Raw genomic sequence first — 25,509 nt, 5'->3', positions numbered from 1 at the left:
TGCTCCTTAATTCACCCGCGCGCCGGACGCGTCAAAATACAATGGGTTGTGGGGGCGGATTTTAATAATTTTTCCAGATGGATAGTCCTGGTGGACATCTATCAACGTCACGACCGGGTGACCGTTTAGGTCCAGGTGCAGCCGTGTTTGATCGCCCAGATGCTCGGCGCGTATCACGCGCGCCTCACTGCCTTCACCTTCAACGATGTTTTCCGGGCGAAGCCCAATCTGCGGACCCTTGTGGTCGCCTCCGAACAACTCGGACGGCAGGATGTTGATCCGTGGTAGACCCAACCTGCTGGCCACGTAAACGCTGCCGGGGTTTTCATAGATATCGCGAGGGGTACCGTATTGAACCAGCCTTCCGTTCTCCAAAACGCCGATATGTGTGGCCATTGTCATGGCTTCCACCTGATCATGGGTCACATAAAGCAAGGTTGATCCCAGGTCGGCCTGAATTCTTTTCAGTTCGACCCGCAAATCCGCCCGAAGCTTGGCGTCCAAAGAGCTGAGCGGTTCGTCCATCAGGAAGATCTGGGGGTCGCGCACCAGCGCTCGTCCGATCGACACACGCTGCATTTCGCCCCCTGACAGTTCAGTGGCTTTGTTATCCAGCTTGTGCGGGATCTGCAGGATCTCCGAGACTTCTTTGACCTTCCTCGCGATCTCATCCTCTGGTGTTTTCAGGATCGGCGACCGCAGAGGGAAAGACAGGTTTTCACGCACGGTCATATGCGGGTACAGCGAGTATTGCTGGAAAACCATCGCCACGTCGCGCTGGGCGGGTGTATCCATCCCGACGTCGCGCCCGGCAATGCGAACTGTGCCTGAATCCAGTTTCTCGAGCCCGGATATCAATCTCAGCGTCGTTGTTTTTCCCGCACCCGTCGGACCCAACAACACCACAAAGGCTCCGTTGGGGATCGTCATTGAGATATCATCCACCGCTTTGATGTCGCCGAATGACTTCGAAATGTTTTCCAGAACGACTTCAGCCATTGCTCAGTACCTCGTCGTTCAGTGCGGACCTCAACGCGCGTCCGGTAGATTTTTCGAAAAGGGTTACTGCGGATGAGCGGAATTCCAATCCGACCGTCTCGCCGGGATTGACGGTTTCGCGAGCATCAATGCGGGCTTTCAACTCTCCGTTCGGGCTTTGCAGCGTCACGATCTGGGTGGTTCCCAGATATTCTGCGGCCAGGACCCTGGCTCGGTAGGCGCTGGCATCTGACAGAAAAACATGCTCGGGTCGAACGCCGAAAACCAAGTCACCTTCCGCACCTTCCATCAGTTTGGGCACGGCTTCGTCATGGCCATTCAGCCGTACCATTTCCGAGCCAGGCGCGACCTTTCCTTGAAACGGCAGGAAGTTCATCGAAGGAGACCCGATAAAATCCGCAACGAACATTGTGGCCGGTTTGTCGTAAATTTCCTGAGGCGTGCCGAATTGCTCGATCACAGCGTTGTTCATCACAACGATCTTGTCGCCCATTTGCATGGCTTCCAACTGATCGTGTGTGACGTAAACAGTGGTTGCGCCCATGCGATCGTGGAGCGCGCGCAATTCTTCGGCCATGTGCTCGCGAAATTCGGCATCCAAAGCGCCCAACGGCTCGTCCATCATGAACGCCTTGGGTTCGCGAACAATTGCGCGCCCCAGCGCCACGCGTTGCCTGTCGCCACCTGAAAGACCGCCTACCGGGCTATCGAGGATGTCCTTGATCCCTAGTATTCCCGCGACTTCCTCTACTTTGGCTTTGACAGCGGCACGCGGCATGCCCTGCGAAATAAGCGGATAGCTGATGTTCTTGCGCACGTTCATGTGGGGATACAGCGCGAACATCTGGAACACGAAGGCAATGTCCCGCTCTGATGGCGGCCGCTGGCTGATCTCTTCGCCGTCCAGATAGATTTCGCCCGACGTTGGAAGCTCCAATCCCGCGATCATCCGCAGTGTCGTCGTTTTCCCGCAACCGGAGGGCCCCAGCAGCATGAAAAACTCGCCGTCTTCAATCGTGAACGAGCTTTCGCGGACAGCCGTGAAATCGCCGAACATCTTCTTTACGTTTTTGACTACGATCTGGGCCATTTCTACTCCGGGAAATGGCTGACGATGATGAACATGACGGTTCCGATCAGCGTGACGATGAAGGAATAAGTGAAGGCCCAAAGGACAAACGGCTGCATCAGCATGAAGACACCCAGTGCAATCAGGATGGTTGCCACCATCTCCCATGGGCCGCGGCGGAGCCGCATCAATCCGGAAAGAAACTCGCTCATTTGCGTACGGCTCCGAATGTAATCCCGCGCAGCAAGTGTTTGCGCATCAGGATGGTGAAAATCATGACCGGGATCAGGAAGATCGTCGCGCCGGCTGCCACCGCGGGCCAGTCCAGGCCGCCAATACCGATGATGGTCGGGATGAACGGTGGTGCGGTCTGTGCATTCGCAGATGTCAGCAGCACGGCAAACGCGTATTCATTCCAGGCGAAGATCAGGCAGAAGATCGCAGTTGACGCAATTCCGGTAGCGGCTTGCGGCAGCACCACTTTGTAGAAAGCCTGAAACCTCGTGTAGCCATCGATAAGGGCGGCTTCCTCGTACTCTCTTGGGATTTCGTCGATGAACCCTTTCAGCAACCAAACCGCCAGGGAGATATTTACCCCTGTATAGAGCAGGATCATTCCCAGATGCGTATCGCTCAGCCCAAGGTTTCTGAACATCAGGAAGATCGGGATGGCGACAGCGACCGGAGGCATCATCCTTGTACTCAGGATGAAGAACAGAAGGTCGTCCTTGAGCGGGACCTTAAATCGGCTGAACGCATAGGCAGCCAGCGTGCCGAGGAAGATACTCAAGAACGTCGAGCCAAATCCGATGATGACCGAATTCATGAAGCGCTCGCCGAACTTGGAGGGCCCAACGATCACCATGTCGTATTGGCGGACGATCTCATCGGCCCAGTTCTGCGGCGGGTTGGCTTCCAGAAACTCCTGTGTCTGCCTGGTGCGCGTGGTGAAAAGATTGACGTAGCCTTCAAGCGTTGGGTCAAAGACCACTTTGGGCGGGTAGCTGATCGCGTCGGCGGGCGATTTGAAACCGGTCAGCAAGATCCAGACCAGCGGGATCATCGTGATCAGCGCATAAGTGATGACCAGGAAGCCTGCGATCCATTTGGACCGGTTCGAAGGTTCAGTGACGGAAAAACTGCTCATCTCTGTTTCACCTTGTTCAGGGCTTTGACGTAGATCGACGCAAGGCCGAACACGGTGACGAACAAGATGATCGCATAGGCCGAGGCGTAGCCCGTCCGCCACTTCTCAAACGCCTCTCGCTTGAGATTGATTGAGGTGAGTTCCGTTACAGATCCCGGCCCACCGCCGGTCAGCTGAACAACCAGGTCGAACATCTTGAAGTTCTCGATCCCTCGAAACAGCACCGCGAGCATCAGGAACGGCAGCACCATCGGGATGGTAATCGTAAAGAACTGCCGCAGCTTGCTGGCCCGGTCGATCTCAGCCGCCTCGTAGATGTAGTCGGGAATGCTGCGCAAGCCTGCCAGACAGATCAGCATCACGAAGGGGGTCCACATCCAGGTGTCAACAATCACGATCGCCCAAGGGGCCAAAGTAACCGAACCCAGCATTTCAAAGCTTGAGGGGTCCTTGCCCGTGAACCAGGACACGATGTAGTTGAATAGGCCGATTTGAGGCTGATACAGGAATTTCCAGAAGTTCCCGACGACGGCCGGGGACAGCATCATCGGCAAGACGATGATCGTGGTCCAAAGATCGTTACCCTTGAATTTCTTGTTGATCAACCACGCCAGCGTGAACCCGATCAGGACCTGGAAAAAGATCGTCCAGAACAGGAAATGCGCCGTCGCCTGCATGTTCAGCCAGGTGTCCGAGTCTGTCAGGATACGCTCGTAATTCCTGAGACCGACATCTTTGACTTCGCGCCCGATCCGGTTGGCCTTGTAGTTGGTAAAGCTCAGTTGGATGGTCCAGATCAACGGAAAGATGTTGATCGCCAGCAATAGAAAAATCGTTGGGGAGATGAATATCCAGGCGATCGCGCGGTCGGATAATCCTCGGATTTTTCGCGCAACTCGCTCGGGCGTTGCCTCCGCAACGCGATCTACGGTCCTGTCAGACATCTCTTTGCCAGCTCTTGTTGGTTTAGGACTCACGGGTGAAGGTGGAGCGGGATTGCACCCGCTCCTGCCTGTGTCCGGACTACAGCTTGCCTTCGTCTTCGAAGACTTCGGTCCAGTCTTGGATCAGAAGGTCAAGCGCTTCTTGAGCGGTGCCCTGGTCCGCAACCACGTAGTCGTGGATGCGCTTCTGCATCGCCAGCAGCAGTTCCGCATAAGCAGGCTCCTGCCAGAAATCCTGCACCCCGGCCATCGCTTCCAGGAAGTCACCGGCAAACGGCTGGCTGTCAACAAAACCCGGATCTTCCAGTACGGAGTTATGGGCCGAGTAGCCGCCGAGCTCCCACCATTTGGCCTGAACGTCCGGTTGTGCAAACCACTTGATGTACTCAAGTGCGGCGTCCTGTTTGTCAGAGTAGCTGACAACAGAGATACCTTGTCCGCCCAGTGTCGAACCTGCCTGATTTTGTGGTGGGTTCACAAAGAAGTCGATCTTGTCGCCGCCGGTATTGGGATCGGCGTAGAGACCCGGGAAGAACGCAAACCAGTTCATCGCCATGGCGACCTGACCGGACTTAAAGGCGTCCAGACTCTCACCCATGTAAGAGTTGGTATATCCCGGAGGCGTCGCCGTTTCGTAGAATTCCTTGTAGAATTCCAGAGCTTCAACCGCTTCGGGCGAGTTCACGGCGCCTTCCATGTCATAGGAACCCGGCGTGTTTTCGTATTTGAAGCCCCAAGGATACAGCGCTCCGGTCACACCCATGGTGATCCCTTCCGAGCCGCGCTCGGTAAAGATGGCTGCGCCATAGACAGTCTTGCCGTCGATCTCACGACCTTGGAAGAACTGCGCGATCTGCAGGAGTTCTTTTTGCGATTGAGGCTCGCGAAGATCCTGACCCGTCGCCTCTTTGTAGGCGGCTTGGATGTCGGGGTTTTCGAACCAGTCCTTGCGGTAGAACCAGCCATTCGCATCGCCCATCGCTGGCAGCGCATAGTAGTTCGGCGTGCCCTTGGGCCAGGTCGAGTACGCATAGACGGTGGCCGGCGCGAAATCGTCCATGCTGATGCCTTCAGCATCGAAGAAGTCGTTCAGTTTGACATAGTGGCCATTCTCAGCGCCCCCGCCGATCCACTGGCTGTCGCCGATCAACAAGTCGCAGAGCTTGCCCCCAGAGTTCAGCTCGTTCAGCATCCGATCCGCAAAATTCGGCCAGGGAACAAACTCGAAGTTCATCGTGTGACCGGATTCGGCTTCGAATTCCTTTGAAAGCTCGACAAGCGCGTTGGCCGGGTCCCATGCAGCCCAACAAAGCGTCAGATCTTCAGCATTCGCCTTGGTGGAAAGAGTAGTAGCGGCAAGGACTATTGCGCTGGCCGAGGCCAGTTTTGTGTAAGTCATCCATTCCTCCCTTTTTTCGCCGTCAATCGAGGATGTGCGAATCGCGGCATACCTCCAAGGCTATTTGAGGTACGCACATCAAGTCTAGATATTTTTGAGGTTCGTACCTCAAGCGGACGGTGGTTGACGATTGGTGCTCCTTTAAATCACTGATGTAATGTAATTTTATTCCATTTGGTCGGTGTGCATGTATTTTCAGCAGTGAGGCATTTAAGGGCCGCACCCTCCAAAAGTGGCCCAGCTCACAATCACGGCCATCAAGCGGCCACCGGATTTTGGAACCCGCTTGTGAAGCCCTAGCGGATTATTCGGTCGATACCTTTGAGGATTGGAGATAGCGTCAAACGGCACGGGTCACTCTGGATCGTGCATGACTCGGTTGGACAGGGGCAGGCGTATGAATACGCTCTCTATCGTCAGATTGAACCGGTACCCAATCAAAGGCTTGAGTGCCGAGCCGATGCAAACCGTGACGCTGCGGGCAGGGGAGGGGATCCCGGGTGATCGCCTGTTCGGATTTGCGCGCTACAACTCCGGATTCGACCCACAGAACCCTCAGCCACTGCCGAAAGATCGCTTTGTTGTTCTGTTGAATGAGGCAGCGCTGGCAGGCGTCGAGACGAGTTTTGATTTTGAGACCCAAGATCTTGAGATCAAAGCGAACGGCAAAACACAAAGCTTCAATATGCGAACACCAGAAGACCGGATGAATGCAGCAAGTTTCCTGTCTTCAGAAATCGGCTTGAAAGATCCCGAACTGCCGGTATTCGTCTCATCTGCTCCTCTTCGGTTTACGGATGTGTCCGTCGTCTCCCCAAAGATGATGAACGCGATATCCGTTCTTAATCGCGCATCGGTGAGAGAGTTGGGTGAAAAACTGAACGCAGAGATCCAGCCAGCGCGGTTCCGCGCGAATATCGAGATAGACGGCTTGCCTTCGTTTTCCGAGTTGGATGCAGTTGGATCAGTTCTGAGATTTGGCGATGTTGAGTTGAAGATACTATCGCGTACGAAAAGGTGTGCGGCCACTGAAGTGAACCCGGATACGGCCGAGCGTGACTTGATAATACCCTATCTTATTAGGAAGTTGATGGGGCACATGGATATGGGAGTCTATGTCGAGGTGACCAAAGGCGGAACCCTAAGTGTCGGCCAACCCGGGGAAATGCTTGCCTGAATGCCGCCCCCCCTCAGTTTGGCGACCTCGGGAAACCCTGTTCCATATTCAATCGTGAAAAAGATCTTCGGTTTTTGCTGGTTCGCCCGGGGTGGCGATGTCTACGCAGCGAGGCTCCCCTGAGAGCCATATTCCAACCAGTCTCGGTCTTCGGGATCCAGGTGTGCATCCATCATCGCGTCGTAGCTTGCCAGTTCTTCCGCCGTCAGTTTCCCGTGCCATTTGCCGCTCGTTCCGCTGTGGAAAAACTCGGCATCCGACTTGAAGAACCCTTTGCCACCTGAGGGAGCATAGCGTTCTGCTTTGTCCTTCATGTTGTCGAAGGTCGCAGCTTGAACCAATTGATCCATGACTGCCTCTGAATGGGTCGTGCCCAAGATGTCAGCCAGCCTGAAGAACGTTCCTCTCAAGTCCCGGGTCATGTCTGCGTAGTGAAAACGCGATACGTTCGGCCGGTCGGAAAGCGCCGCAGCGGCTTTGTAATGCCGAATGATATGGGCCAGTGGCATCGCATCGGTATCGAACCCTTCCGCCCCGCCGTCCAGAAAGCGACGGAATGTGATACCTTCTTCATCGTTCTCGGGATACCAGGTGTCAAACCAGGTCATTGGAATGTTTCTGACGTGTTTGCGATACGAGAAATGCGCATCGAGGGGATGACGAAAAACACAAATGTACTGTGCTTGATCATCCAGAGGTAACCCATCCATCGGTGTGTGGCTTTTCATGCTGCGTCGATGCTGCATGGCTTCGAGCCGCTCTGCGACTTCAGGCATTTCTCGGATTCGGATGTCTACCCAAGGCATCTTCACGGACAACTCCGGTTCAACTTCGGGATCACCAGAAAACAACAGCGATACGATGGTTTGCATCCAGGTCGTGCCGCATTTCGGAGGCGTCACTACGAACACATCATCGGGGCGGATGCGAACCATATCCCAGCGTCTATTGTCGGTCAGGGGGCCAAGGTAGAGCTTTCGGTTTTTCACGTCTAAAAACTCCTCCGCGCGAATTGGTTCAGGAAAAGTGGAATGAAAGTGAAAGGCGACTGGTTCTCATGGCGGAAAGCCCAAAAAGCCAGTTGCTGCCTTGTTGAGTTAGGCCGGCAACAGAATGAGAGCGGAGCAGCACCTGTACGTTATTCCAACAACCGCTCTTGGTTCTGTCCAGCAAGCAGCGCTCGATACCCGCAGAACGAAATCAAGCCGCCGTTCATTCTTTCCCTTGGACCGCGCTGGTCTTCAGTCCAAGGGCATGACTTACCAGCCTGAATTCGACAAACAGTTGTCTGCGAATTCAGGCTGGCGAACACAACTCACGGCGTCCCTTTGGTGCTACTGGTTCCCGGCACGGCTCGTGAGTTCCTCCATGACGTTGTCGAGGTTGAAGCTGCCGGGTTTTTGCCTTGGCGGAAACTCCTCGAAGCTTTGTAGCCATTGCCCAACGAAGGCGGAGGCCGGAGCTATCGCGAACATATGCTCGAGGAACCAGCGCTGGTATCCCATAGCGTTCTCTTCCTCGGCTCGCTCGAACGGATCGCTGCGGAGGTTTGCCAGCATCGGTGCACGCAAGACTTCAAACGGTGAGAGCCATACATCAAGCCCGTGCGCATTCTGCTTCAGGAATGTCACCTTGTACTGTTCGTATCGCAAGGCGGCGACGCTACCATCATCGGTCCAATAGATGAACTCGCTGCGCGGCCACTCATCCGTTTCACCTGAGAGCGACGGCAGAAGATTGTAGCCGTCAAGATGGGCCTTGTATTGGCGACCGATTGCTTCAACGCCACCATCGAGCAACTTTTCTTTGATGTCTGGCTCACCGACCGCAGCCAGAATGGTAGGCAACATATCCGTGTGCGATACTACGCCATTGACCTTCGATCCCGGCTCGATGACGCCCGGCCACTTGATGACCGTCGGGACACGATAGCCACCTTCCCATTGCGTGTTCTTCTCACCGCGGAAGGGTGTCGTACCGCCATCCGGCCACGTGAACGTCTCCGCTCCGTTGTCGGTTGAATACATTACGACGGTGTTGTCGGCGATTCCGAGCTCATCAAGTTTATCAAGCAGTACACCGACATGCCCATCATGCTCGACCATGCCGTCGGGATAAACTCCAAGTCCCGTCACTCCCTCGGACTCTTCCTTCAGATGCGTGAAAATGTGCATGCGGGTGGAGTTCCACCAAAGGAAGAAAGGTTTGTCCTGTTCGACGGCTCTATCCATGAAATCCAGCGCGCTGGCCGTGACTTCTTCGTCAACGGTTTCCATGCGCTTTTTCGTAAGCGGTCCGGTATCCTCGATCGAGCCATCAGCGGTCGACTTGATCACCCCGCGCGGGCCGAAGTTTTCCCTGAAGGCTTCATCCTTGGGGTAGTCAGGGTTTTCGGGCTCTTCTTCTGCGTTGAGATGATAAAGGTTGCCGAAAAACTCATCGAAACCATGGTTTGTGGGTAGGTGCTCGTCACGGTCACCCAAATGGTTTTTGCCGAACTGGCCAGTCATGTAACCATGGTTTTTGAGCAGCCCGGCGATGGTTGGGTCTTCGACGGGCATGCCCTCGGGCGCGCCGGGTAGGCCGACCTTGGTCAAACCCGTGCGGATGGGAGATTGTCCCGTGATAAAGGCTGCTCGTCCTGCGGTGCAGGACTGCTCACCGTACCAATCAGTAAATAGCGCGCCTTCTTTGGCTATGCGGTCGATGTTGGGTGTCTGATACCCCATCATGCCATGGTTGTAGGCACTGATATTCCAAAATCCAATGTCATCTCCCCAAATAATCAGGAAGTTCAGGGGGGGATCATCTTGTGCGGAAACGGCTGTGGCAGCTGCAGCAAACAAGGCCGCCATTATTGTTGATCTTGTTTTGTATTTCATTTTCGTCCTCCCAAAATTTCTTGTTAATACCGAGTAACCTACCACAAATTTGGCGGTTTTGTCGGTGTTCTTGCGGCTTTCGGGATTTCGGGCGGAAACGCGCAAGTGATCCAAGAGATCCGATCGACTTCGATGGCTTTGATTTACGAGCCGGCCGAAACTTTTCTCCGCGCTTCAAGGCGTGGTTGATCAAGACGAGTTGCACCGAACCTCGGAGCCACGCCAATCCGGTTTCTGGAGCACTTCTTCTGCTTTTGGAGCAAAGAACGGCCTGCTGAACGTTTTTTGGGTGTGTGTTCAGTAAGCCTGTCGGTCGTTCCGGCACATTCGATCCCGTGCGTTGGCAACCGAAAAGCGCCGCGCACCGCAGATCAGCCCGGTCGCCCCGGACGTCGGTGCTGCTGCCGTCTAACCTTTGGCCTATCGCCGGCTTCGGAACATGGGCGTATGAGTTCTTTGACAACCGCAGTATGGCGACCTGCGTGCCTCCGCTCCCTTGCAGTCGGAACGCCCAAGCCTGCTGCGGGATTTGATCCGCTGAAACCGATTTCAGCGGATCAAGCGGCAATGATCAGTTGGTGATTTCTTGCACCTTCATGACCAGTTCGTTCCAGTTTCGCTGGTTCTCGATATCATGCTCGAGCGCTTGTTCATCGGCAATTCGAAAGCGTTTGACCGCCGGCGTCTTGCTAGTCGCCTGGTACAGCCAATAGGCCTCGGCCCTCAACGCTTCGGAAATAGGTTTGTCGATGGATTCGTAGACCATCTGCTTGCACGCGTTGATGGATTCGGCGGGGAACTGGGCAATGCGCCTGGCCAGAGCATCGACATAGGGACCGATCTCGTCAGGGTCCAGCGCCTTGTTGATGGTGCCCATGCGCTCGGCATCGTCGGCATCGTAGTCCTGCGCACTCAGGATGATTTCCAATGCCCGGCCAAGTCCGGTTTGGCGCGCCATGCGAGAAGCTCCGCCGCCGCAGGGCAGGATACCCATGCCAACTTCCATCTGCATGAACTTGAACTTCCCGCGTGCCGCAAAACGCATGTCCAGCGCGATCGCGAGTTCGTGTCCGCCGCCACGCGCGAAGCCTTCAAGCTTTGCGATTGTTGCCTGCGGGACCTTGCTCAGCCGTTCGCACACGGACTGCAGGTCCAGCAGCCGGGCGTCTTCACGCGAGACGGCTTCGGTCGAAAGATCCTTGAGCAACTCGGTATCGTAGTGACAGACCCAGATTTCGGGGTTCGCAGACTGGAAGATCACCACTTTGGTTTGCCGGTCCCGCTCCAGCCGCATCGCAAGGCTGTTGAGGTCGGCCAGCATCTCCTGGCCCTGAACATTGACCGCTCCGAAGTTGAACGTCACGGTGGCAATTGCATTCTCGACCGCGACGTCGAAGGTCTGGAAATTTTCGTATTTCATTGGACAGTCCTCTCCTGTTCTCGCCATCAAAGATGCGAGGGTTTGCATGGATTGGCAGGGCGCGGGAGTGCGCCCGGCTTAGCCGTATCGGCGGATAGTGTCTTGAATGGCCTTCATGACGTCGGCAGCGTGTTCGGACTTCAGCGCTGCGGGGTGCGGGTCTGCAAATGTACCGCCGTCATTGTCGAAATAGGCGCCCGACGCCTGCGCGAACCGATCGCTAAGTGCGGCGTCGATCAGGATGTCGGCGCCGATGTTGAGGTCGTTGCCGGCGACTCCGAAACCGTCCTTGACCATTTTGGACGCCAGCAACGAACCCGGATTGACCGCGATCAACGCCGGTCCATCGGGCAGGGCGCGGGCCTGTTCGCGCGTCCATATCGTGATTGCCAACTTGCTTTGCGCATATGCGCCCATATCGGCCAATCGCGTTTTGCCGGTCAAAGCATCCACATCCACAGGGGCCTGGGCGGCCGAGGACAGGTTCACGACGCGGCCAGTCTTGGGAATGATCGGAAGCAGAAGTTCGGTCAGCAGATAGGGCGCGAACGTGTTCACGACGAAGCGGATATCGAGACCGTTTTCGAGAGTGGTCTGCGGAGCCTTCAGGACGCCGGCGTTGTTGATCAGCACATCCAGCCGGTCGTGATTGGAGCGGATGGCCTCCGCCAAAGACCTCACTGCTGATAGGTCGGACAGATCGGCGCTGTAGGTTTCCGGCTGCCCTCCAACCTTCTGGGCGGCTGCTTCCAGCTTTGCAGTGTTCCGTCCGTGCAACAGAATACGGTGACCGTCAGCCGCCAGTTTCTTGGCGGTGAGGAGTCCGATACCATCGGTTGCGCCAGTGATCAGAATGGTTTTGGTCATGCGATCCGTTCCTTATGAAAATTCCGGCAAGATCGTATCCGCCAGGCGTTTGAGTGTCGGTTCGATGGCGGCCTGGTTGAAGCGCAGATTCAGGGCGACGTGATTCATCCCGATCTCACGTATTTCAGCCAAGTAGCGGCGCAGGAAATTCGAACCCGACTGGAACCCCAGATGTATGGGACGTGCGGGGGCATTTGGGTCTTCCAGCAAGTCGACATAGAGCGACTGCATCACCGGTTTGTCCGGTTGCCCCAGTGCTTTCAGACGGTTCCGGTAATCGGCCACCGCGCGCCCCTGTGATGCCGCGTCGCGCGGATAGGTCATCCATCCATCGCCGTTTTCAGCCACCCAATCCGGGGATTGTCGACTGCCGCCCGTGATCAACAGCGGCAGGCGCGATCCCGAGGGTTTTGGCAGAAGGTCAATGTCGCCGGGCAGATGCCCCTGCAGGCTTTCATGCTTGGGATAGGGTGTTGCCGTCGCACGGATATAGTCGACACTGTCGCGGAACCGCTCACCTCGATCGGGGAAGGATTGACGCATTGCCGGATACTCTTCCGGTCGATCGCCGGACGCCACACCCAACAGCAGACGGCCATCGGACAATACATCCGCCGACGCGGCTGCCTTTGCCACATGGGCCGGATGGCGCAGGGGCAAAACGATGCTGGCGGTCCCCAGGGCAATGCGATCCGTCGCGGTCGCTAGCGCACCCAGATAGACGAACGGGTCAAAGATCTGGCCGGGGTCCCCGAAACTTGGAACATTGAATGGCACGTCGCGCAGCCAAAGCGCGGCAAAGCCCAGAGACTCGGCCAATTGCGCGGCCTTCATGTGGCCCTTCATCGTCGGCTCGGATCCCACCGGGTAGGCCTCAAGCGGCAATACCAGCCCGAGCGTCAGCTGATCCGGTCGAAATACCTGACCGTAGGCCTTGTTGATCGGGGCAAAGGACAGGTTTTGGTTTTTGTCCAACATGATGGTTCCTTGGTCAGTACCGCACCAAAGTGCGGGTCTCGATGCTCTTCCGGATGGTGGTGACGGTCGGGTCCTCGACCATATCGAGCGCGCTGTGCGCGACGGAAGGCAACCCCCGATTGTCGTAGATGTTGAAAATCGCGATTTCATCCGGGCTCATTCGAGACAGATAGACCCAGTCATGCCGTGCATTCCCGACAAGCCCCATGATCTGCCCTTTGCGGTCAGGATAGATCAGGTCAAGCAGGATCCAGTCTTTGGGTTCGACGGACGAAGGACGGACAAATCCCAGCGGCGCGCTGTTGATCGGGTGACCGACCGGCCGCCATAGATTGACAAAGGCATAGTGCCCTTTGCTCCACTCGGCCGCCCGCTCGGGGCCAAGCAAATCCACCAGTCGTTGCCGAGCGCCGTCCGCGCTGTAATCGCTGTGGACATTGCGCGCCGGCTTGCGTGTCGCCTTTGGGCCGTCCACGCGCAAGGTATGGTCAAAGATCACGACCTCGCGAACGCCGATCTTTTTGGTCAGCAGTTGAGTGAGCTCGTGTTCGTAGGGCCGTTTCCACTGATCCCGGGAGAAATCGCGGATCGCACTGGGCGCATTCAGAAACTCGACGCCATCGGGGTCAAAGCGCAGGGGCCGCCCGGATGTCCGCATATCCGTCAGGCTCACCTGTGTCGGTAACAGTTCAGGCGAAATCAGGTTGCCGACAATGCCGCCGGCGTCCAGTTGGAACGCCTGCCGTTCAGGTTTGTGAACGTGATAGTTTACGATACCGGTTCGTTGCATCTGAACCCTCACTGATTTGCGGATGACGCAGCCCCTGGCTTTATCGACGTTGGCTCAGAACCAGTTCACGGTTTCGGCCATCGGGCGGCGGGTCTTGGGGAATTGCGGATCGCTGGCGCGATACCCGAAGGCAAACATCACCGCGGGTTTCCATTTCGAGGTATCCACCCCGAAATGCTCGGCCAGAGTCTGGGTGGTGAGTTCCATATCAAACCCTTCGATGGGGCAGGAATCTACACCCATCAAAGCAGCGGTCGTCATCATGTTGGCCAGAACGATGTAGGCCTGTTTGCCGGACCAGTCGGTGATTTCGCGTTCAGTGGTGATGCGATGGTCGGTTGACTGGAACTTGCCATACGCACCGTTGAATAATTCGATGACGTCCTCGGGCAGTTGTTTGACCTTGCGATAGTGGTCCTGCAGATAATCAGACCCAGCGGTCATGGTTGCCGCAGTGCTGGCCAGAATGATGCCAAAGTGGCTGGCTGTCCCCAGCTGGCCGGAGCTGCCGTTCATCATGCCATTGGCGCCCCAAGAAAACTCGCGCAAAAGCTCGCGTTTGTTGGGCGATTGGATGACAAGAATCTTGAATGGCTCGTGCCCGAAAGAGGTGGGCGACAGGCGGCCAGCTTCAAGAATGGTTTCGAAATCGGCGTTGCTGATCTTGCGGTCGGGATCAAAGACCTTTGTCGCGTGCCGGAAATTGAAGGCTTCGAGGATCTGAGACTGAACGTTCGGGCGAACGGACATTTGTGGCTCCATTTGGTTTGTCTTCCGTGGAGCCAGAAATATCACTTGCAGAATCCGATGAAACGGCGGATATCAGGTTTCAGTTTTCGGATTTTGCGTATAATAAGCTAATGGACACACAAGCGCTTCGTCTTTTCGTGCTTGCAGCGGACAAGCTGAACATATCGGCCGCCGGGCGCGAACTGGGTTTGGTGCCCGCAGTCTCCAGCGCCCGACTTGCCAAGCTGGAGCATCATCTGGGTGTCGAGTTGCTTCACCGCTCGACCCGGAAAGTATCGTTGTCTCTGGAGGGCGCTGAGTTTCTACCTTATGCGCGCGAGATTCTGGCGCAGGAGAATGCGGCCTTGGCCGCTTTGGGGCAGGGGTCGGCCCAAGCCACCGGCACACTGCGGTTTACTGCGCCCAGCACGTTTGCACAGCTCTACATTGCTCCGATCCTTGCAAAGTTCCAGGAACAGCATCCGGGTGTGACCCTGGACCTGCGTCTGTCGGATGCTCAGTTTGATCTGATCGAAGGCAGCTATGATCTTGCTTTGCGGAACGCACCGCTGATCGATACCAGCCTCAAGGGGCGCAAGCTGGCGGATGACAAACGCATCCTCTGCTCGGCACCAGATTACCTGTCGGCCCACGGAGAGCCCAAGACGCCGGATGATCTGGCGCATCATCGGCTGATTGCATTTCGCCACACCCGGGCCCGGGCGCTGAAAACTGCCCGGGGAGCTGTCGCAAGTTTCGATCCCGGAGCCACGAAATGTCCATTGATCATGGATGACGGTCTCAGCCAGAAGCTGGCCACCGTGGCAGGGGCGGGGATCTCGATGAACTCACTGTGGAGCGTTCAGGAGGAGCTTGCCTCGGGCAAGTTGCGTCATGTCCTTCCCGAATATGAGGCGGCGGAAGACAACGTGCTTTGGCTGATCTATCCCAAGTCGAACGTATTGTCGCCAAAGGTGCGGGTCTTCATGGATTTTCTGATCACCGAGATCGGCGTGAAGCCTCCGTGGGAAAGATCATTGGACTGACTGATTGCGTCCAGTTGCTTCGGGCCAGCGCAGCAAAGGCCCGATTAGCCGTTCTGAAAGTAGAACGACAGCTTCCGGCTGACCCCGCCCGGAGGTTTCGGGAAGGGCGATGCGCGGCGGACCTGTTCCTTGGCGGCCCTGTCGACCTCGGTCGAGCCAGAACTGTCGATAATATCGACCCAGGCCAGTGTTCCGTCCGGGTTGATTTCAAAGAAAACTTTGGCAAAGCCGCGAACCGAGACATAGACCGGCGGAGTTCTGTTGAGGTGGACAAGAACCTGCCCGGCGTAATTGGTGACATTCGAGTTTCCCGGGCCTCGACCGCCGGACTGATTGGAGTTGCCTCCTCGGCTGAAGGAATCGACCCCCTGTCGGCGATAGGTCGTCAGCGGCGAGTCGATCTGCTTGTTGGGAAATCGCAGGTTGTCAAAACTGTCCAGCCGGCTGGCCCTTTGGTCGGGTACAGGGGCCGGAGCAGGGGGCCGGTCCGGAAGGCGCGGGCGGATCGATGTTGCAACCGCCAGATCCGAGACGCCGTCTTCGGTGTCGCTTTCGACCGGTTGCTGCTCCTCTGCCGGCACTGAGGGGTCCGGGATCGGCGAGGGGGCCGGCAGGGCTGCCAGTTGCTCTGGTTCCGAAACCGGGTCCTCTATGGGTTCGACCGGTGCTTCGGGCGCCGCTGCGGACTGCGTTTCGGCTTGGACGGGGGGTGTTTCATCCACCTCATCGGCGGCCTGCCGATCACTTTCGGCCGAGTCCGCCGGCTCAACTATTTCCGGAACGGGCTGATCAGGCTGCACCGGGTTGGTTTGTCCGATATCAGGCGAGTTGACCTTTTGCGGGTCCGACGAGGCGACCAGTGTTTCGCTGACGGGTATTTCGGCCCGGTCCGGCTCTGTCGGCTGTTCGACATCGGGCTCGGGCTCTTCTGCGGGGGTTGGCGGCTCGGGCGGGGTCGCGGTTTCCGCCAGATCCTCGAACGCGTTGCCCAAGGCAACCGTGTCCGGTTGCGAACCGGCCGTCGCAGGTTCCGCAGAATCCCGCGCGGCTGGCAGCAGCAGGAAAAGGTGGAGCAGCACCGAAAGCACAACGGCCAGCGCCGCGACAAACAGAGATTCCCGGATCATTCGAGCGCCCGTTCGGTCACCGCAAAGACTGCGGTGGCGCCGAGACGGCGCAAGGCGCCGGTGACTTCGATCAGGCGTGCCCCGGAAACGTTCCGGTCAGGCACGATCCGCACGGGTTCTTCCCCCCGGCCGGTCATGTAGGTCTGCGGATCCGTCGGAGTCCCGCGAAAGCTGAGCGTCCCGTCAGCGTGAAGAACCAGTGCATCGGGTGGTTCGCGGCCATCCAGATCGGATGTGTTGACCAGTTCCAAGTCCGGGTCCAACGGTTGAGCAACGGTTCCGGCGATCAAAAAGAAGATCAGCATTAGAAAGACCACGTTGATCAACGGGATGGTCGAGTCGCGCTTGCGACTTGGGCGGTCGTGGCGGATCATGGGGTCACTCCAGAACCGATACCGACAGACCGTCGAGGCCGCGCAATTTCACCAGAAAGTCAACAAGCCGTTGGGCGTTGACGTCGCCGTCAAGACTGACGAGCACCTGCCCGGGCTGCAGTGCCTGTGCCAATTCATCCAGCGAGAGCGGTGCTCCGTTCAGCACCACGCGGTTCGCCCCCAATTGCACAAAAGCACGATCCGACGGGGCGCTGGGCTCTGATGGGCCCGCGGCTGCGCTGCTGAGTTGAATTTCTCCGAATGTCGAAAAGGTCGACGTTAGCATGAAGAACAGCAAAAGCAGAAAAATCACGTCGATGAGCGGTGTCATCGACATGGCGCGCCGAACAAATGGGGCCGCGTTACGCATGTCCCGGCGCGGCGACAAACGCGGTGCTTGTCGTTGCTGTAGGCAGCGCCTGGGTCGGTACGAGAATCGTGCGCAAGGCCTTGTCTGCGAACACCCGCTCGCGCGCGGTACGGCTTTCGAACCAGGACAGGACCATGGATGTGGGCATCGCAACCGCCAGACCCACCGCAGTCGTCACCAGCGCAACCCAGATCCCACCAGCCAGCAGCGACGGATCCACACCGGCCCCGGCCGTCTGCAGGCTTTGGAACGCTTCGATCATGCCCAGAACCGTACCGAACAACCCCAGCAAGGGGGCCAACTGCGCGACCGTATCCAAAAGCCGGAAACCGCGTTCGAGCCCGGCCAACGCCAGTCCGGCTTCGGCGTCCAGCCGTTCGTCCAGCCCCGCCGTATCCGGGGCGTTCATTGCCGCACCCACGATCGGGGCAAGGTAGCTGCTACTGGCGGCCAGACGCTCGCGCGCAGTGTCGTGGTCTCCGGCATCCCAGGCCGCCAATGCCTGGGACAGCACCCTATGGCGGCCGACGCCACAGGCCGCAAACTGCCAGAGCTTGTAGATCGATACCGCCACGGTCAGGATCGACATCACAAGAAGGATCGCCACTACTGGCCCGCCCAATGCAAGGATCTGGCCAAGCGCGTTGAAGATGTTCATCCCAAAAGCTCCATTTCCAAGCGGCTGGTCACCGAAAGGGCCGAATTGCAAAGATCACTCTCGGAACCGCCTGTTACGCAGGAACTGGCTCCGTTTATCAGAACGCGCCCGACCGTTGCGCATGGTCTGTCAGGCAGGTCGAACTGGCGCACACGCGGGCGCTCCTGCGGCAAATCCCGAAAATCGAACAGAGACAGTTTTATCACCGAACCCTGCGTGTCGAAGATCACGGTTTCGAAAACGGCTTTGTCGATCGCCTGTCCGGTTTCGTTGGTGATCAGAAATGACAGCCGACAGGCCTGCCCCACATCCTGCGCCGCGTTGAGTTCCAGTGACAACCCTGCGCCATCGGCGTCAGATGATTGCGCACTGGCCGCAAAGGGGAGGGCTGAACATGCGATAAGGGCGGGTAAAAGGTGACGCAGTTTCAATGATAGAACCTCATTCTGAACACGTGGTACCTGCAACCCGCCAAGCAGTGCTGGCGCCGTGCCTGTAATATCTTAGACCGGCTGTGCGGGGAAGGGTTGGCGGGGGCATTGTGATCGTTCGTCAGGCGAAACCTCGCCAATACTCTTGGAGGTTCGCGGCTGTCGCTCAGGTTTCGACAAGATATCTGTCCGACAGAGGCAGGCTGGCTGCCCCCAGGGCGCGGGCATCCGGACCCACCGACCCGGCCAGAACCGAGGGCTGCTCGAGCCCGGTAAAGTTCAACCGGGAGAGATGCGCCTCGACACGTTCGATCAAGCGCGCGGTAACGCTCTCGGGCATCCAGCCGTCGATTTTCACTGTTTCAAAGTCGATCAGGCTGCACGAAGACAGGATCGCATAGGCCAGACCTTTCGCGGCCTCGTCCATCCATGCTTCGAGAAGCGTGTCCGACATGTCCCAATGGTCCGGGGTCTCCCACATGTGGAAGGGATCCAGCCCTGCGGCGACAAGCTTCCGCTCAAGCACGCACAGGCTGGCGACATCGATCAGGGGTTTGACTTCGCCCGAGCCGACGGGAACCGGCAACGGACCCAAGGCGCCTGCATTCCCGCGCCCGGAAAAAATGACGCCGTTCAGGACGACTCCCCCGCCAATGAAGTACCCCATGTAGAAATACAGAAAGTTCCGCGGCCTTTCGGATGGCCCGAACACCAACTCTGCCCCGCAAGCCGCGGTGGCATCATTCTGCAAATAGATGGGGATGTCTCGCGCTTGGGAAAGACTGGCTTGCAGATCGGCCGAGCGCCATGGATCCATCTTTTCTTGTGGGACATTCAGGGTCTGCGCCCAATCCCAGAGATAGAAGGGCATCGCAATGCCCAAGCCGGCAACCCGGTCACGCGATGCTTCCGGCATCTGGTGCATCATCCGGTCCAATGTGCCCGTGGCGAAATCCAATGTCGCACCGGGGGTGGGATAGTCATAGGTCTCTCGCGCGCGATCCCGTACTTTGCCCAGGAAATCGGTCAATACCAGCTCGGTGCTACGGCGGCCGACCTTCAGCCCCAGAAAATAGGCCCCATCCGGATTCAGGCGCATTGGCACGGAGGGTTGCCCAACCCTGCCACGTTGTGGCTCGCCCCTCAGCAGCAACCCATCGCTTTCCAGTTGGCGCATGATCACCGAGACAGTCTGCGCCGACAATCCGGTCATGCGGGCCAGCTCCGATTTGGCGAGCGCCTGGTGTCGGCGGACCAGTGACAGCACCAGTCGTTCGTTGTGGGCGCGCATGCCACTTTGGTTCGTCCCGCGCACGGTCGAAACGCGCTCGGTCGGATTGCTTTGCGCTGATTGTTCGTCGGGCACGGGCCGCTCCTCCTTCAGTTAAGAATGTGGATGCGCCTACCTAGTGTCAATAATAAATAAGAGTGATTTATTTATTGACAGAACCCGAGAATCACCGGATGGTTTGACACATGGGAGCCGGAAGAAATCCGTTCGGATTCCTTAGATGCCCGTCGGGTATCGGAGATATTGGGAGGAAAAGCCTTGAAGATTTCAGCATTTGCTGGCGCGACCGCGCTGGCCTTTACAGCCATGGCAGGCGCTGCCGCCGCGCAGGACACGGTCTGCCTGATCACCAAAACCGACACCAACCCCTTCTTCGTGAAGATGAAAGAGGGGGCCACCGCCAAGGCCGAAGAGCTGGGCATGACGCTCAAGGCGTTTGCCGGCAAGATCGACGGCGACCATGAGACTCAGGTGCAGGCGATCGAGACCTGCATTCTGGACGGCGCCAAGGGTATCCTGTTGACCGCATCCGATACCTCGTCGATCGTTCCGGCCGTCCAGCAGGCGCGCGACGCCGGTGTTCTGGTCATCGCGCTGGATACACCGCTCGAACCGATCGACTCGGCGGACGCGACTTTCGCAACCGACAACTTTCTGGCGGGCGAGCTGATCGGCAAATGGGCCGCGGCCACGCTGGGAGACGAAGCCCAGAATGCGAAGATCGCGATGTTGGATCTGGCAGTCAGCCAGCCCTCGGTCGGGGTGCTGCGCGATCAGGGCTTCCTGCAGGGGTTCGGCATCGACCTGGGCGACCCGAACAAATGGGGCGACGAGACCGACCCGCGCATCGTGGGCCATGACGTCACCGCCGGGAACGAAGAGGGCGGTCGCAAGGCCATGGAGAACCTTCTGGCCAAGGATCCGATGGTCAATGTGGTCTACACGATCAACGAACCGGCTGCCGCCGGTGCGTATGAGGCACTCAAGGCCATCGGCCGCGAAAACGATGTGCTGATCGTTTCGGTCGACGGCGGCTGCCCCGGTGTGCAGAACGTGGCCGACGGTGTGATCGGCGCTACCTCGCAACAATACCCGCTGCTGATGGCGTCGCTTGGCGTCGAGGCAGTCAAGAAATGGGCCGACGAGGGCGTGAAGCCCGAGAACACGCCCGGCAAAGATTTCTATGACACCGGTGTTGCGCTGGTAACGGACAAGCCGGCCGCTGGCGTCGAGTCGATCTCGGTCAAAGAGGGCATGGACCTCTGCTGGGGCTGATCTGATCCCTTCAGGGGCCGCGCGCTGCGGCCCCTGAATTGAACCACGACCTCACCCGAAATTTTGCTAGAGTCGCCCCAAGACGGGAGCTTGGCGCATGGGGGAACCTCATTGATGTCCGACACATCGAGACAGTCCGACGATTTCGAAGCCGCAGCCAAAGGCAGCCCGGAACAGGTTGCCGAATTCGAAGATCACCACCGCGGGTTCATGGGGACGGTCCAACACTTTCTGCATGTGAACCCGTCGCTGGTGCCGCTGATCGTTCTGGTCGCGGCGATCCTGATTTTCGGCGCCTTGCTTGGGGCCAAGTTCTTTTCACCTTTCGCACTGACCCTGATCCTGCAGCAGGTGCAGATCGTCGGCATCGTGGCAGCCGCCCAGAGTCTGGTGATCCTGACCGCCGGGATCGACCTGAGCGTGGGCGCGATCATGGTCATGTCGTCGGTGGTGATGGGCCAGTTCACCTTCCGCTATGGGCTGCCGCCCACGGTGGCGATCCTGTGCGGTCTGGCCATCGGGACCGCCATCGGCGCAGTGAACGGGTTCCTGGTCAGCCGGGTCAAGCTGCCACCCTTCATCGTGACGCTGGGCATGTGGCAGATCGTACTGGCCGCCAACTTCCTGTATTCACAGAATGAAACCATCCGGTCGCAGGAAATCGAGGCCAACGCCCCGATCCTTCAGCTGTTCGGCGCCAAGTTCAATGTCGGCGGGGCGGTGTTCACGGTCGGGGTGATCTTCATGCTGGTGCTGATCCTGGTGCTTGCCTATGCGCTGCGCCATACCGCGTGGGGGCGCCATGTCTATGCCGTAGGCGACGACCCCGAGGCCGCCGAGCTGTCGGGCGTGAACGTGCATCGCACGCTGATGTCGGTCTACATGCTGTCGGGGCTGATTTGCGCCTTTGCCGGCTGGGCGCTGATCGGGCGCATCGGCTCGGTCTCGCCCACCTCGGGGCAGTTGGCCAACATCGAAAGCATCACCGCCGTCGTGATCGGAGGCATTTCTCTGTTCGGGGGGCGCGGATCGATCCTGGGCTCGTTGTTCGGGGCGCTGATCGTTGGCGTGTTTACCCTCGGACTGCGGTTGTTGGGCGCGGATGCGCAGTGGACTTTCCTTCTTATCGGTATGCTGATCATCGCCGCCGTGGCCGTGGACCAGTGGATCAGAAAGGTAGCAGCGTGATGGAACCCATTCTCAAAGGGCGCAATCTGGTAAAACGCTATGGAAAGGTCACGGCGCTGGATCATTGCGATTTCGATCTGATGCCGGGCGAGATCCTGGCCGTCATCGGCGACAACGGGGCGGGTAAATCGACCCTGATCAAGGCGGTCTCCGGTGCCGTCGCCCCGGATGAGGGCGAGATCTGGCTGGAAGGGCGCAAGGTCGATTTCCACTCGCCCATCGACGCGCGTGAAGCCGGGATCGAAACGGTCTATCAGACGCTGGCCATGTCGCCCGCCTTGTCGATCACCGACAACATGTTCATGGGGCGCGAGATCCGGCGCAAGGGACCGTTGGGTTCGGTGTTCCGGATGCTCGACCGTCCGGCTATGGAGAAGTTCGCCCGCGACAAGCTGAACGAACTGGGGCTGATGACGATCCAGAACATCAACCAAGCGGTCGAGACCCTGTCGGGTGGACAACGTCAGGGTGTGGCCGTGGCCCGGGCCGCGGCGTTCGGGTCCAAAGTCATCATCCTTGATGAACCCACCGCGGCGCTTGGCGTCAAGGAAAGCCGGCGGGTTCTGGAACTGATCCAGGACGTGAAATCGCGTGGCATTCCGATCATTCTGATCAGCCACAACATGCCCCATGTGTTCGAAGTGGCCGACCGCATCCATGTGCATCGGTTGGGCAAGCGGCTCTGCGTGATCGACCCTAAGGACTACACCATGTCCGATGCCGTGGCCTTCATGACGGGTGCCAAAGAGCCCCCGGAACAGGATCGCGCGGCATGACGGCCGAAGGGTCATCGCCACAGGCGCTGGCCGAGCGGATCGCCGACGCCGCAGCCGGGCTGGCGAGCGGCGAAGCGCGCCAGCTTGTCGCCGTGGCCGGGCCGCCGGGCGCGGGGAAATCCACGGTGGCCGCGCTTGCCCAACAGGCGCTGCAGGGGCGCGGCATTCCGACCGGGCTGCTGTCGATGGATGGTTTCCACTATGACAACCAGATCCTTACGGCACGCGATCTGCTGCCGCGCAAGGGCGCGCCCGAGACATTCGACCTGCCGGGCTTTCACGCCTTGTTGCGCCGCCTTCAGGCCGAAGACGAGGTCGCCGTGCCCGAGTTCGACCGCGTGCTCGACAAGTCAATCGCCGCCTGTTCGTTCGTGACCCGCGACCAGAAGGTGGTGATCGTCGAGGGAAATTATCTCCTGCTGGACGAACCGGAGTGGCGCGATCTGCGCGATCTGTGGGCGCTGACCGTGTTTTTGGACGTGCCGTTGCCCACGCTGGAGGCGCGCCTGCTGGACCGTTGGATCGGGCTGGGCCTGCCGCGCGACGAAGCCGAGAGCCGAGCCTTCGCCAATGACATTCCCAACGCCCGGCGCGTGGTGCAGAACTCGGGCGCGGCCGACCTGGTGCTGCGTTAGCCCAGCGCCTTGTACATGTAGGTGGTGGGTTCGAACACGGGTTCGAACGGGTTGCGGCAATAGCCGGGAATCTCTCCGGCAGTTTCAAAGCCCAGGCTTTGGTACAGGATGAGCGACGGGTCGGTGCTGCGCGTGTCCAACACCAAAAGGGTTCTGCCCAGTTCGGTGGCGCGCTTTTGCAGGGCGTGCATCAAGGCGCGGCCCAGCCCGCCCCGCCGTGCGTCGGGATGCACCAGCAGCTTGGCCACATCGGCGCGGTGCGGCTGGTTGGGCATCGCAGCCGGAATCAGCTGAACCGTCCCTTGGATGCGTCCGTCGCCATAGGCCACGAAAAGATCCAGATCTCCGGCTGACAGCGCCGGGCGCACGCGCTCCTGCCAATAGGCGCGCGCGGCGTCATGGGAAAACGGCAGAATGAACCCTATACTGGCGCCGGCATGCACGCAGCCATGCAGGATATCCGCCAGATCCTCCACCGCCTGGTCAAAAGTTGTTTCGGTCAGGCGTGTAATCATATCAGCACCAGAATGTAGCGGGCGCCGCGGGACGCCTCGGTTTCAAAACGGGTCGCGCCTGACAGATGATAACGCAGGCAATCACCCCCGTTCAGCGCATGGGACGTTCCATCAACGGTCAGGGTCAGTGCGCCATCCAGCACGATCAAGTGATGTTCCTGCCCGGGACGAGGCGGTGCGTCATAGGTGATCGTTGTGCCGGGTGGGAGGTGACATTCCAGAACCTCGCCCGTCAGCCCCGCCGAGGGGGGCGACACCGACCGGCGCGTGAACCCGGTTTCGGGGTCGCGCCATTCGATCTGCCGTTCGTAAGGAACCTTGGGGTCGAAGCTGTCCTCGACCATCATCAACAGGCGCGACATGGGCAGCCCGTAGGCTGCGCATAATCGGCCAAGATTCTCGGCCGTCGGGCTGACCTCGGCCTTCTCCATGCGCGACAGGGTGGCCCGGCTGACCCCGCTGGCCTGCGCGAGTTGTTCAAGCGACCAGCCCCGGCTGCGGCGCAGGTCGCTCAGATGGCGCGCGAGGCGGCTGGACAGGTTGTCTAGCATTTCTCATATCCGAGAATCAATTTCGATAATGAGAAATATAGCAGAAATAAATCAAATAAAAAGGGGCGCCTGTGCTGCGCCCCTTCAACTGCTCGATATGATGTCGGCTTACTTCCAGCCAACCTCGTTGAAGATCTTCTGGGCCTCGGGGATGTTCTTGGCGACTTCAGACAGGTTCACTTCATCGGCCTTGAATTCACCCAGAGCGGCCACGTTCTCGGCCAGCTCAACACCTTGGACGGCGGGGAATTCATCGTTGCCGTTCGAGAAGTAGACCTGTGCCTGATCGCTGGCGAGGTATTCCAGGAACTTGACCGCATTGTCCTTGTTCGGGGCATGGGCCGCGACGCCCGCACCCGACAGGTTCATGTGTGCGCCTTCGGCATCCTGCGCGGGGAATTGAATTCCGATCATGTCGACGCTGTCCGACAGGCCCTTGACGTCTTTGCGCAGGGCACGTGCAAAGTAGTACGAGTTCGACACGGCTATTTCGCATTCACCGGACACGATTCCACGCAGCTGATCGGTGTCGCCGCCCTGAGGTTCACGCGCCATGTTGGCCACGACGCCCTCGGCCCATTCTTTGGCCTTTTCGGCACCATGATGGGCGATGATCGAGGCCAGCAGGGTCTGGTTGTAGGTGTTGCTGGACGACCGGATGCAAACCAGCCCTTTGTATTCAGGGTCGGCCAGATCCAGGTAGGTGGCCGGAGGGTTGGTCACGTCATTCTTGTCGTAGAAGATGATGCGCGCGCGCTGCGAGAAGCCGAACCACTGGTTGTCTTCGTCCTGCAGGTTGGCGGGGATGCGCTCTTCCAGAACGTCGCTGTCGACCGCCTGCAGCAGGCCGGCGTTCTTGGCCCGCGCCAGG

General features: G+C 58.5%; 28 protein-coding genes. 6 read left to right on the top strand and 22 right to left on the bottom strand.

The annotated features are described in order from the left end of the window. Positions 1–6 precede the first annotated feature (6 nt). From AC2FM5_RS10700 to AC2FM5_RS10675, 6 genes are all read right to left on the bottom strand, one after another. A complete protein-coding gene (locus AC2FM5_RS10700; protein ID WP_170361635.1) occupies positions 7–999 on the bottom strand; it encodes an ABC transporter ATP-binding protein in 993 nt (330 codons plus the stop codon). Beyond that, positions 992–2,089 (bottom strand): ABC transporter ATP-binding protein, encoded by a 1,098-nt coding sequence (locus tag AC2FM5_RS10695; protein ID WP_496735475.1) that lies wholly within the window; start codon positions 2,087–2,089, stop codon positions 992–994. Before AC2FM5_RS10695 ends, AC2FM5_RS10700 begins: the two co-directional genes overlap by 8 nt. Before the next feature lie 2 nt (positions 2,090–2,091). Further along, positions 2,092–2,280, bottom strand: a complete 189-nt coding sequence (locus AC2FM5_RS10690; RefSeq protein ID WP_093965435.1) for a hypothetical protein — start codon at positions 2,278–2,280, stop codon at positions 2,092–2,094. Further along, positions 2,277–3,215, bottom strand: a complete 939-nt coding sequence (locus AC2FM5_RS10685; protein WP_010442361.1) for a carbohydrate ABC transporter permease — start codon at positions 3,213–3,215, stop codon at positions 2,277–2,279. The genes AC2FM5_RS10690 and AC2FM5_RS10685 overlap by 4 nt, the downstream gene beginning before the upstream one ends. Further along, positions 3,212–4,159: a carbohydrate ABC transporter permease gene (locus tag AC2FM5_RS10680; RefSeq protein ID WP_093965437.1), complete on the bottom strand. Its 948-nt coding sequence runs from the start codon at positions 4,157–4,159 to the stop codon at positions 3,212–3,214. The genes AC2FM5_RS10685 and AC2FM5_RS10680 overlap by 4 nt, the downstream gene beginning before the upstream one ends. Before the next feature lie 79 nt (positions 4,160–4,238). Beyond that, entirely contained in the window at positions 4,239–5,558 is a 1,320-nt protein-coding gene (locus AC2FM5_RS10675) for an ABC transporter substrate-binding protein (protein ID WP_093965439.1), read from the bottom strand. A 397-nt stretch (positions 5,559–5,955) separates the two neighbouring features. Between AC2FM5_RS10675 and AC2FM5_RS10670 the strand changes: the two genes are divergently transcribed. Further along, the gene (locus tag AC2FM5_RS10670; protein WP_496735472.1) at positions 5,956–6,735 is read left to right on the top strand and encodes an MOSC domain-containing protein; all 780 of its coding nucleotides are present in this window, start codon (positions 5,956–5,958) and stop codon (positions 6,733–6,735) included. A gap of 101 nt (positions 6,736–6,836) precedes the next feature. Here the strand turns inward: AC2FM5_RS10670 and AC2FM5_RS10665 are convergent, their stop codons facing one another. From AC2FM5_RS10665 to AC2FM5_RS10635, 7 genes are all read right to left on the bottom strand, one after another. Next, positions 6,837–7,724 carry a sulfotransferase domain-containing protein gene (locus tag AC2FM5_RS10665; RefSeq protein WP_496735470.1) on the bottom strand — a complete coding sequence of 296 codons (888 nt, stop codon included), beginning with the start codon at positions 7,722–7,724 and terminating at the stop codon, positions 6,837–6,839. A 345-nt stretch (positions 7,725–8,069) separates the two neighbouring features. Next, a complete protein-coding gene (locus AC2FM5_RS10660) occupies positions 8,070–9,617 on the bottom strand; it encodes an arylsulfatase (RefSeq protein WP_170446028.1) in 1,548 nt (515 codons plus the stop codon). Positions 9,618–10,188: 571 nt separating this feature from the next. Continuing rightward, entirely contained in the window at positions 10,189–11,037 is an 849-nt protein-coding gene (locus tag AC2FM5_RS10655; protein ID WP_496735468.1) for an enoyl-CoA hydratase/isomerase family protein, read from the bottom strand. Positions 11,038–11,115: 78 nt separating this feature from the next. Next, positions 11,116–11,904: an SDR family NAD(P)-dependent oxidoreductase gene (locus AC2FM5_RS10650; RefSeq protein WP_170408051.1), complete on the bottom strand. Its 789-nt coding sequence runs from the start codon at positions 11,902–11,904 to the stop codon at positions 11,116–11,118. Positions 11,905–11,916: 12 nt separating this feature from the next. Next, entirely contained in the window at positions 11,917–12,882 is a 966-nt protein-coding gene (locus AC2FM5_RS10645; RefSeq protein ID WP_170422032.1) for an LLM class oxidoreductase, read from the bottom strand. Between the two features lie 13 nt (positions 12,883–12,895). Continuing rightward, on the bottom strand, positions 12,896–13,672 hold the full coding sequence (locus AC2FM5_RS10640; RefSeq protein ID WP_496735465.1) for a CmcJ/NvfI family oxidoreductase: 777 nt from the start codon (positions 13,670–13,672) through the stop codon (positions 12,896–12,898). 54 nt (positions 13,673–13,726) lie between these two features. Then, entirely contained in the window at positions 13,727–14,422 is a 696-nt protein-coding gene (locus AC2FM5_RS10635) for an NAD(P)H-dependent oxidoreductase (RefSeq protein ID WP_170422038.1), read from the bottom strand. Between the two features lie 110 nt (positions 14,423–14,532). On the opposite strand from AC2FM5_RS10635, the gene AC2FM5_RS10630 reads away from it, so the two are divergent. After that, complete coding sequence (locus tag AC2FM5_RS10630; protein ID WP_170408043.1) at positions 14,533–15,447, top strand: LysR family transcriptional regulator; 915 nt, start codon at positions 14,533–14,535, stop codon at positions 15,445–15,447. 44 nt (positions 15,448–15,491) lie between these two features. Here AC2FM5_RS10630 and AC2FM5_RS10625 read toward each other — a convergent pair whose 3' ends face one another. The 6 genes from AC2FM5_RS10625 to AC2FM5_RS10600 all read right to left on the bottom strand — a co-directional run bounded on the left by AC2FM5_RS10625 (position 15,492) and on the right by AC2FM5_RS10600 (position 19,698). Beyond that, positions 15,492–16,574, bottom strand: a complete 1,083-nt coding sequence (locus AC2FM5_RS10625) for an energy transducer TonB family protein (RefSeq protein WP_170343510.1) — start codon at positions 16,572–16,574, stop codon at positions 15,492–15,494. Next, positions 16,571–16,948 carry an ExbD/TolR family protein gene (locus AC2FM5_RS10620; RefSeq protein WP_170343511.1) on the bottom strand — a complete coding sequence of 126 codons (378 nt, stop codon included), beginning with the start codon at positions 16,946–16,948 and terminating at the stop codon, positions 16,571–16,573. The genes AC2FM5_RS10625 and AC2FM5_RS10620 overlap by 4 nt, the downstream gene beginning before the upstream one ends. A 4-nt stretch (positions 16,949–16,952) precedes the next feature. Further along, on the bottom strand, positions 16,953–17,318 hold the full coding sequence (locus AC2FM5_RS10615; RefSeq protein ID WP_496735462.1) for an ExbD/TolR family protein: 366 nt from the start codon (positions 17,316–17,318) through the stop codon (positions 16,953–16,955). Then, the gene (locus tag AC2FM5_RS10610) at positions 17,311–17,976 is read right to left on the bottom strand and encodes a MotA/TolQ/ExbB proton channel family protein (protein ID WP_170343512.1); all 666 of its coding nucleotides are present in this window, start codon (positions 17,974–17,976) and stop codon (positions 17,311–17,313) included. The genes AC2FM5_RS10615 and AC2FM5_RS10610 overlap by 8 nt, the downstream gene beginning before the upstream one ends. Beyond that, positions 17,973–18,314, bottom strand: coding sequence for a hypothetical protein (locus AC2FM5_RS10605; RefSeq protein WP_254430836.1), 342 nt, complete (start codon positions 18,312–18,314; stop codon positions 17,973–17,975). Before AC2FM5_RS10605 ends, AC2FM5_RS10610 begins: the two co-directional genes overlap by 4 nt. Positions 18,315–18,573: 259 nt before the next feature. Then, positions 18,574–19,698, bottom strand: a complete 1,125-nt coding sequence (locus AC2FM5_RS10600) for an ROK family transcriptional regulator (RefSeq protein ID WP_496735494.1) — start codon at positions 19,696–19,698, stop codon at positions 18,574–18,576. A 306-nt stretch (positions 19,699–20,004) separates the two neighbouring features. Between AC2FM5_RS10600 and AC2FM5_RS10595 the strand changes: the two genes are divergently transcribed. The 4 genes from AC2FM5_RS10595 (at position 20,005) to AC2FM5_RS10580 (ending at position 23,572) form a co-directional block, all read left to right on the top strand. Next, positions 20,005–20,973 (top strand): sugar ABC transporter substrate-binding protein, encoded by a 969-nt coding sequence (locus AC2FM5_RS10595; protein WP_496735492.1) that lies wholly within the window; start codon positions 20,005–20,007, stop codon positions 20,971–20,973. A 114-nt stretch (positions 20,974–21,087) separates the two neighbouring features. Beyond that, positions 21,088–22,161 carry an ABC transporter permease gene (locus tag AC2FM5_RS10590; protein WP_093965462.1) on the top strand — a complete coding sequence of 358 codons (1,074 nt, stop codon included), beginning with the start codon at positions 21,088–21,090 and terminating at the stop codon, positions 22,159–22,161. After that, entirely contained in the window at positions 22,161–22,937 is a 777-nt protein-coding gene (locus tag AC2FM5_RS10585; RefSeq protein WP_170342885.1) for an ATP-binding cassette domain-containing protein, read from the top strand. The genes AC2FM5_RS10590 and AC2FM5_RS10585 overlap by 1 nt, the downstream gene beginning before the upstream one ends. Then, positions 22,934–23,572 (top strand): AAA family ATPase, encoded by a 639-nt coding sequence (locus AC2FM5_RS10580; protein ID WP_496735459.1) that lies wholly within the window; start codon positions 22,934–22,936, stop codon positions 23,570–23,572. Before AC2FM5_RS10585 ends, AC2FM5_RS10580 begins: the two co-directional genes overlap by 4 nt. On the opposite strand, the gene AC2FM5_RS10575 is transcribed toward AC2FM5_RS10580, so the two are convergent. From AC2FM5_RS10575 to AC2FM5_RS10565, 3 genes are all read right to left on the bottom strand, one after another. Beyond that, positions 23,569–24,087 (bottom strand): GNAT family N-acetyltransferase, encoded by a 519-nt coding sequence (locus AC2FM5_RS10575; protein WP_170451990.1) that lies wholly within the window; start codon positions 24,085–24,087, stop codon positions 23,569–23,571. The two genes, AC2FM5_RS10580 and AC2FM5_RS10575, sit on opposite strands and share 4 nt — an antisense overlap. Further along, the gene (locus AC2FM5_RS10570) at positions 24,084–24,638 is read right to left on the bottom strand and encodes a helix-turn-helix domain-containing protein (RefSeq protein WP_170342880.1); all 555 of its coding nucleotides are present in this window, start codon (positions 24,636–24,638) and stop codon (positions 24,084–24,086) included. Before AC2FM5_RS10570 ends, AC2FM5_RS10575 begins: the two co-directional genes overlap by 4 nt. A 108-nt stretch (positions 24,639–24,746) precedes the next feature. Continuing rightward, on the bottom strand, positions 24,747–25,509 hold a 763-nt coding region (locus tag AC2FM5_RS10565), incomplete at its 5' end, for an extracellular solute-binding protein (RefSeq protein ID WP_496735456.1).

The organism is Ruegeria sp. BHSA162 (assembly GCF_059613385.1).
This window is presented reverse-complemented; position numbering and strand designations above follow the sequence as displayed.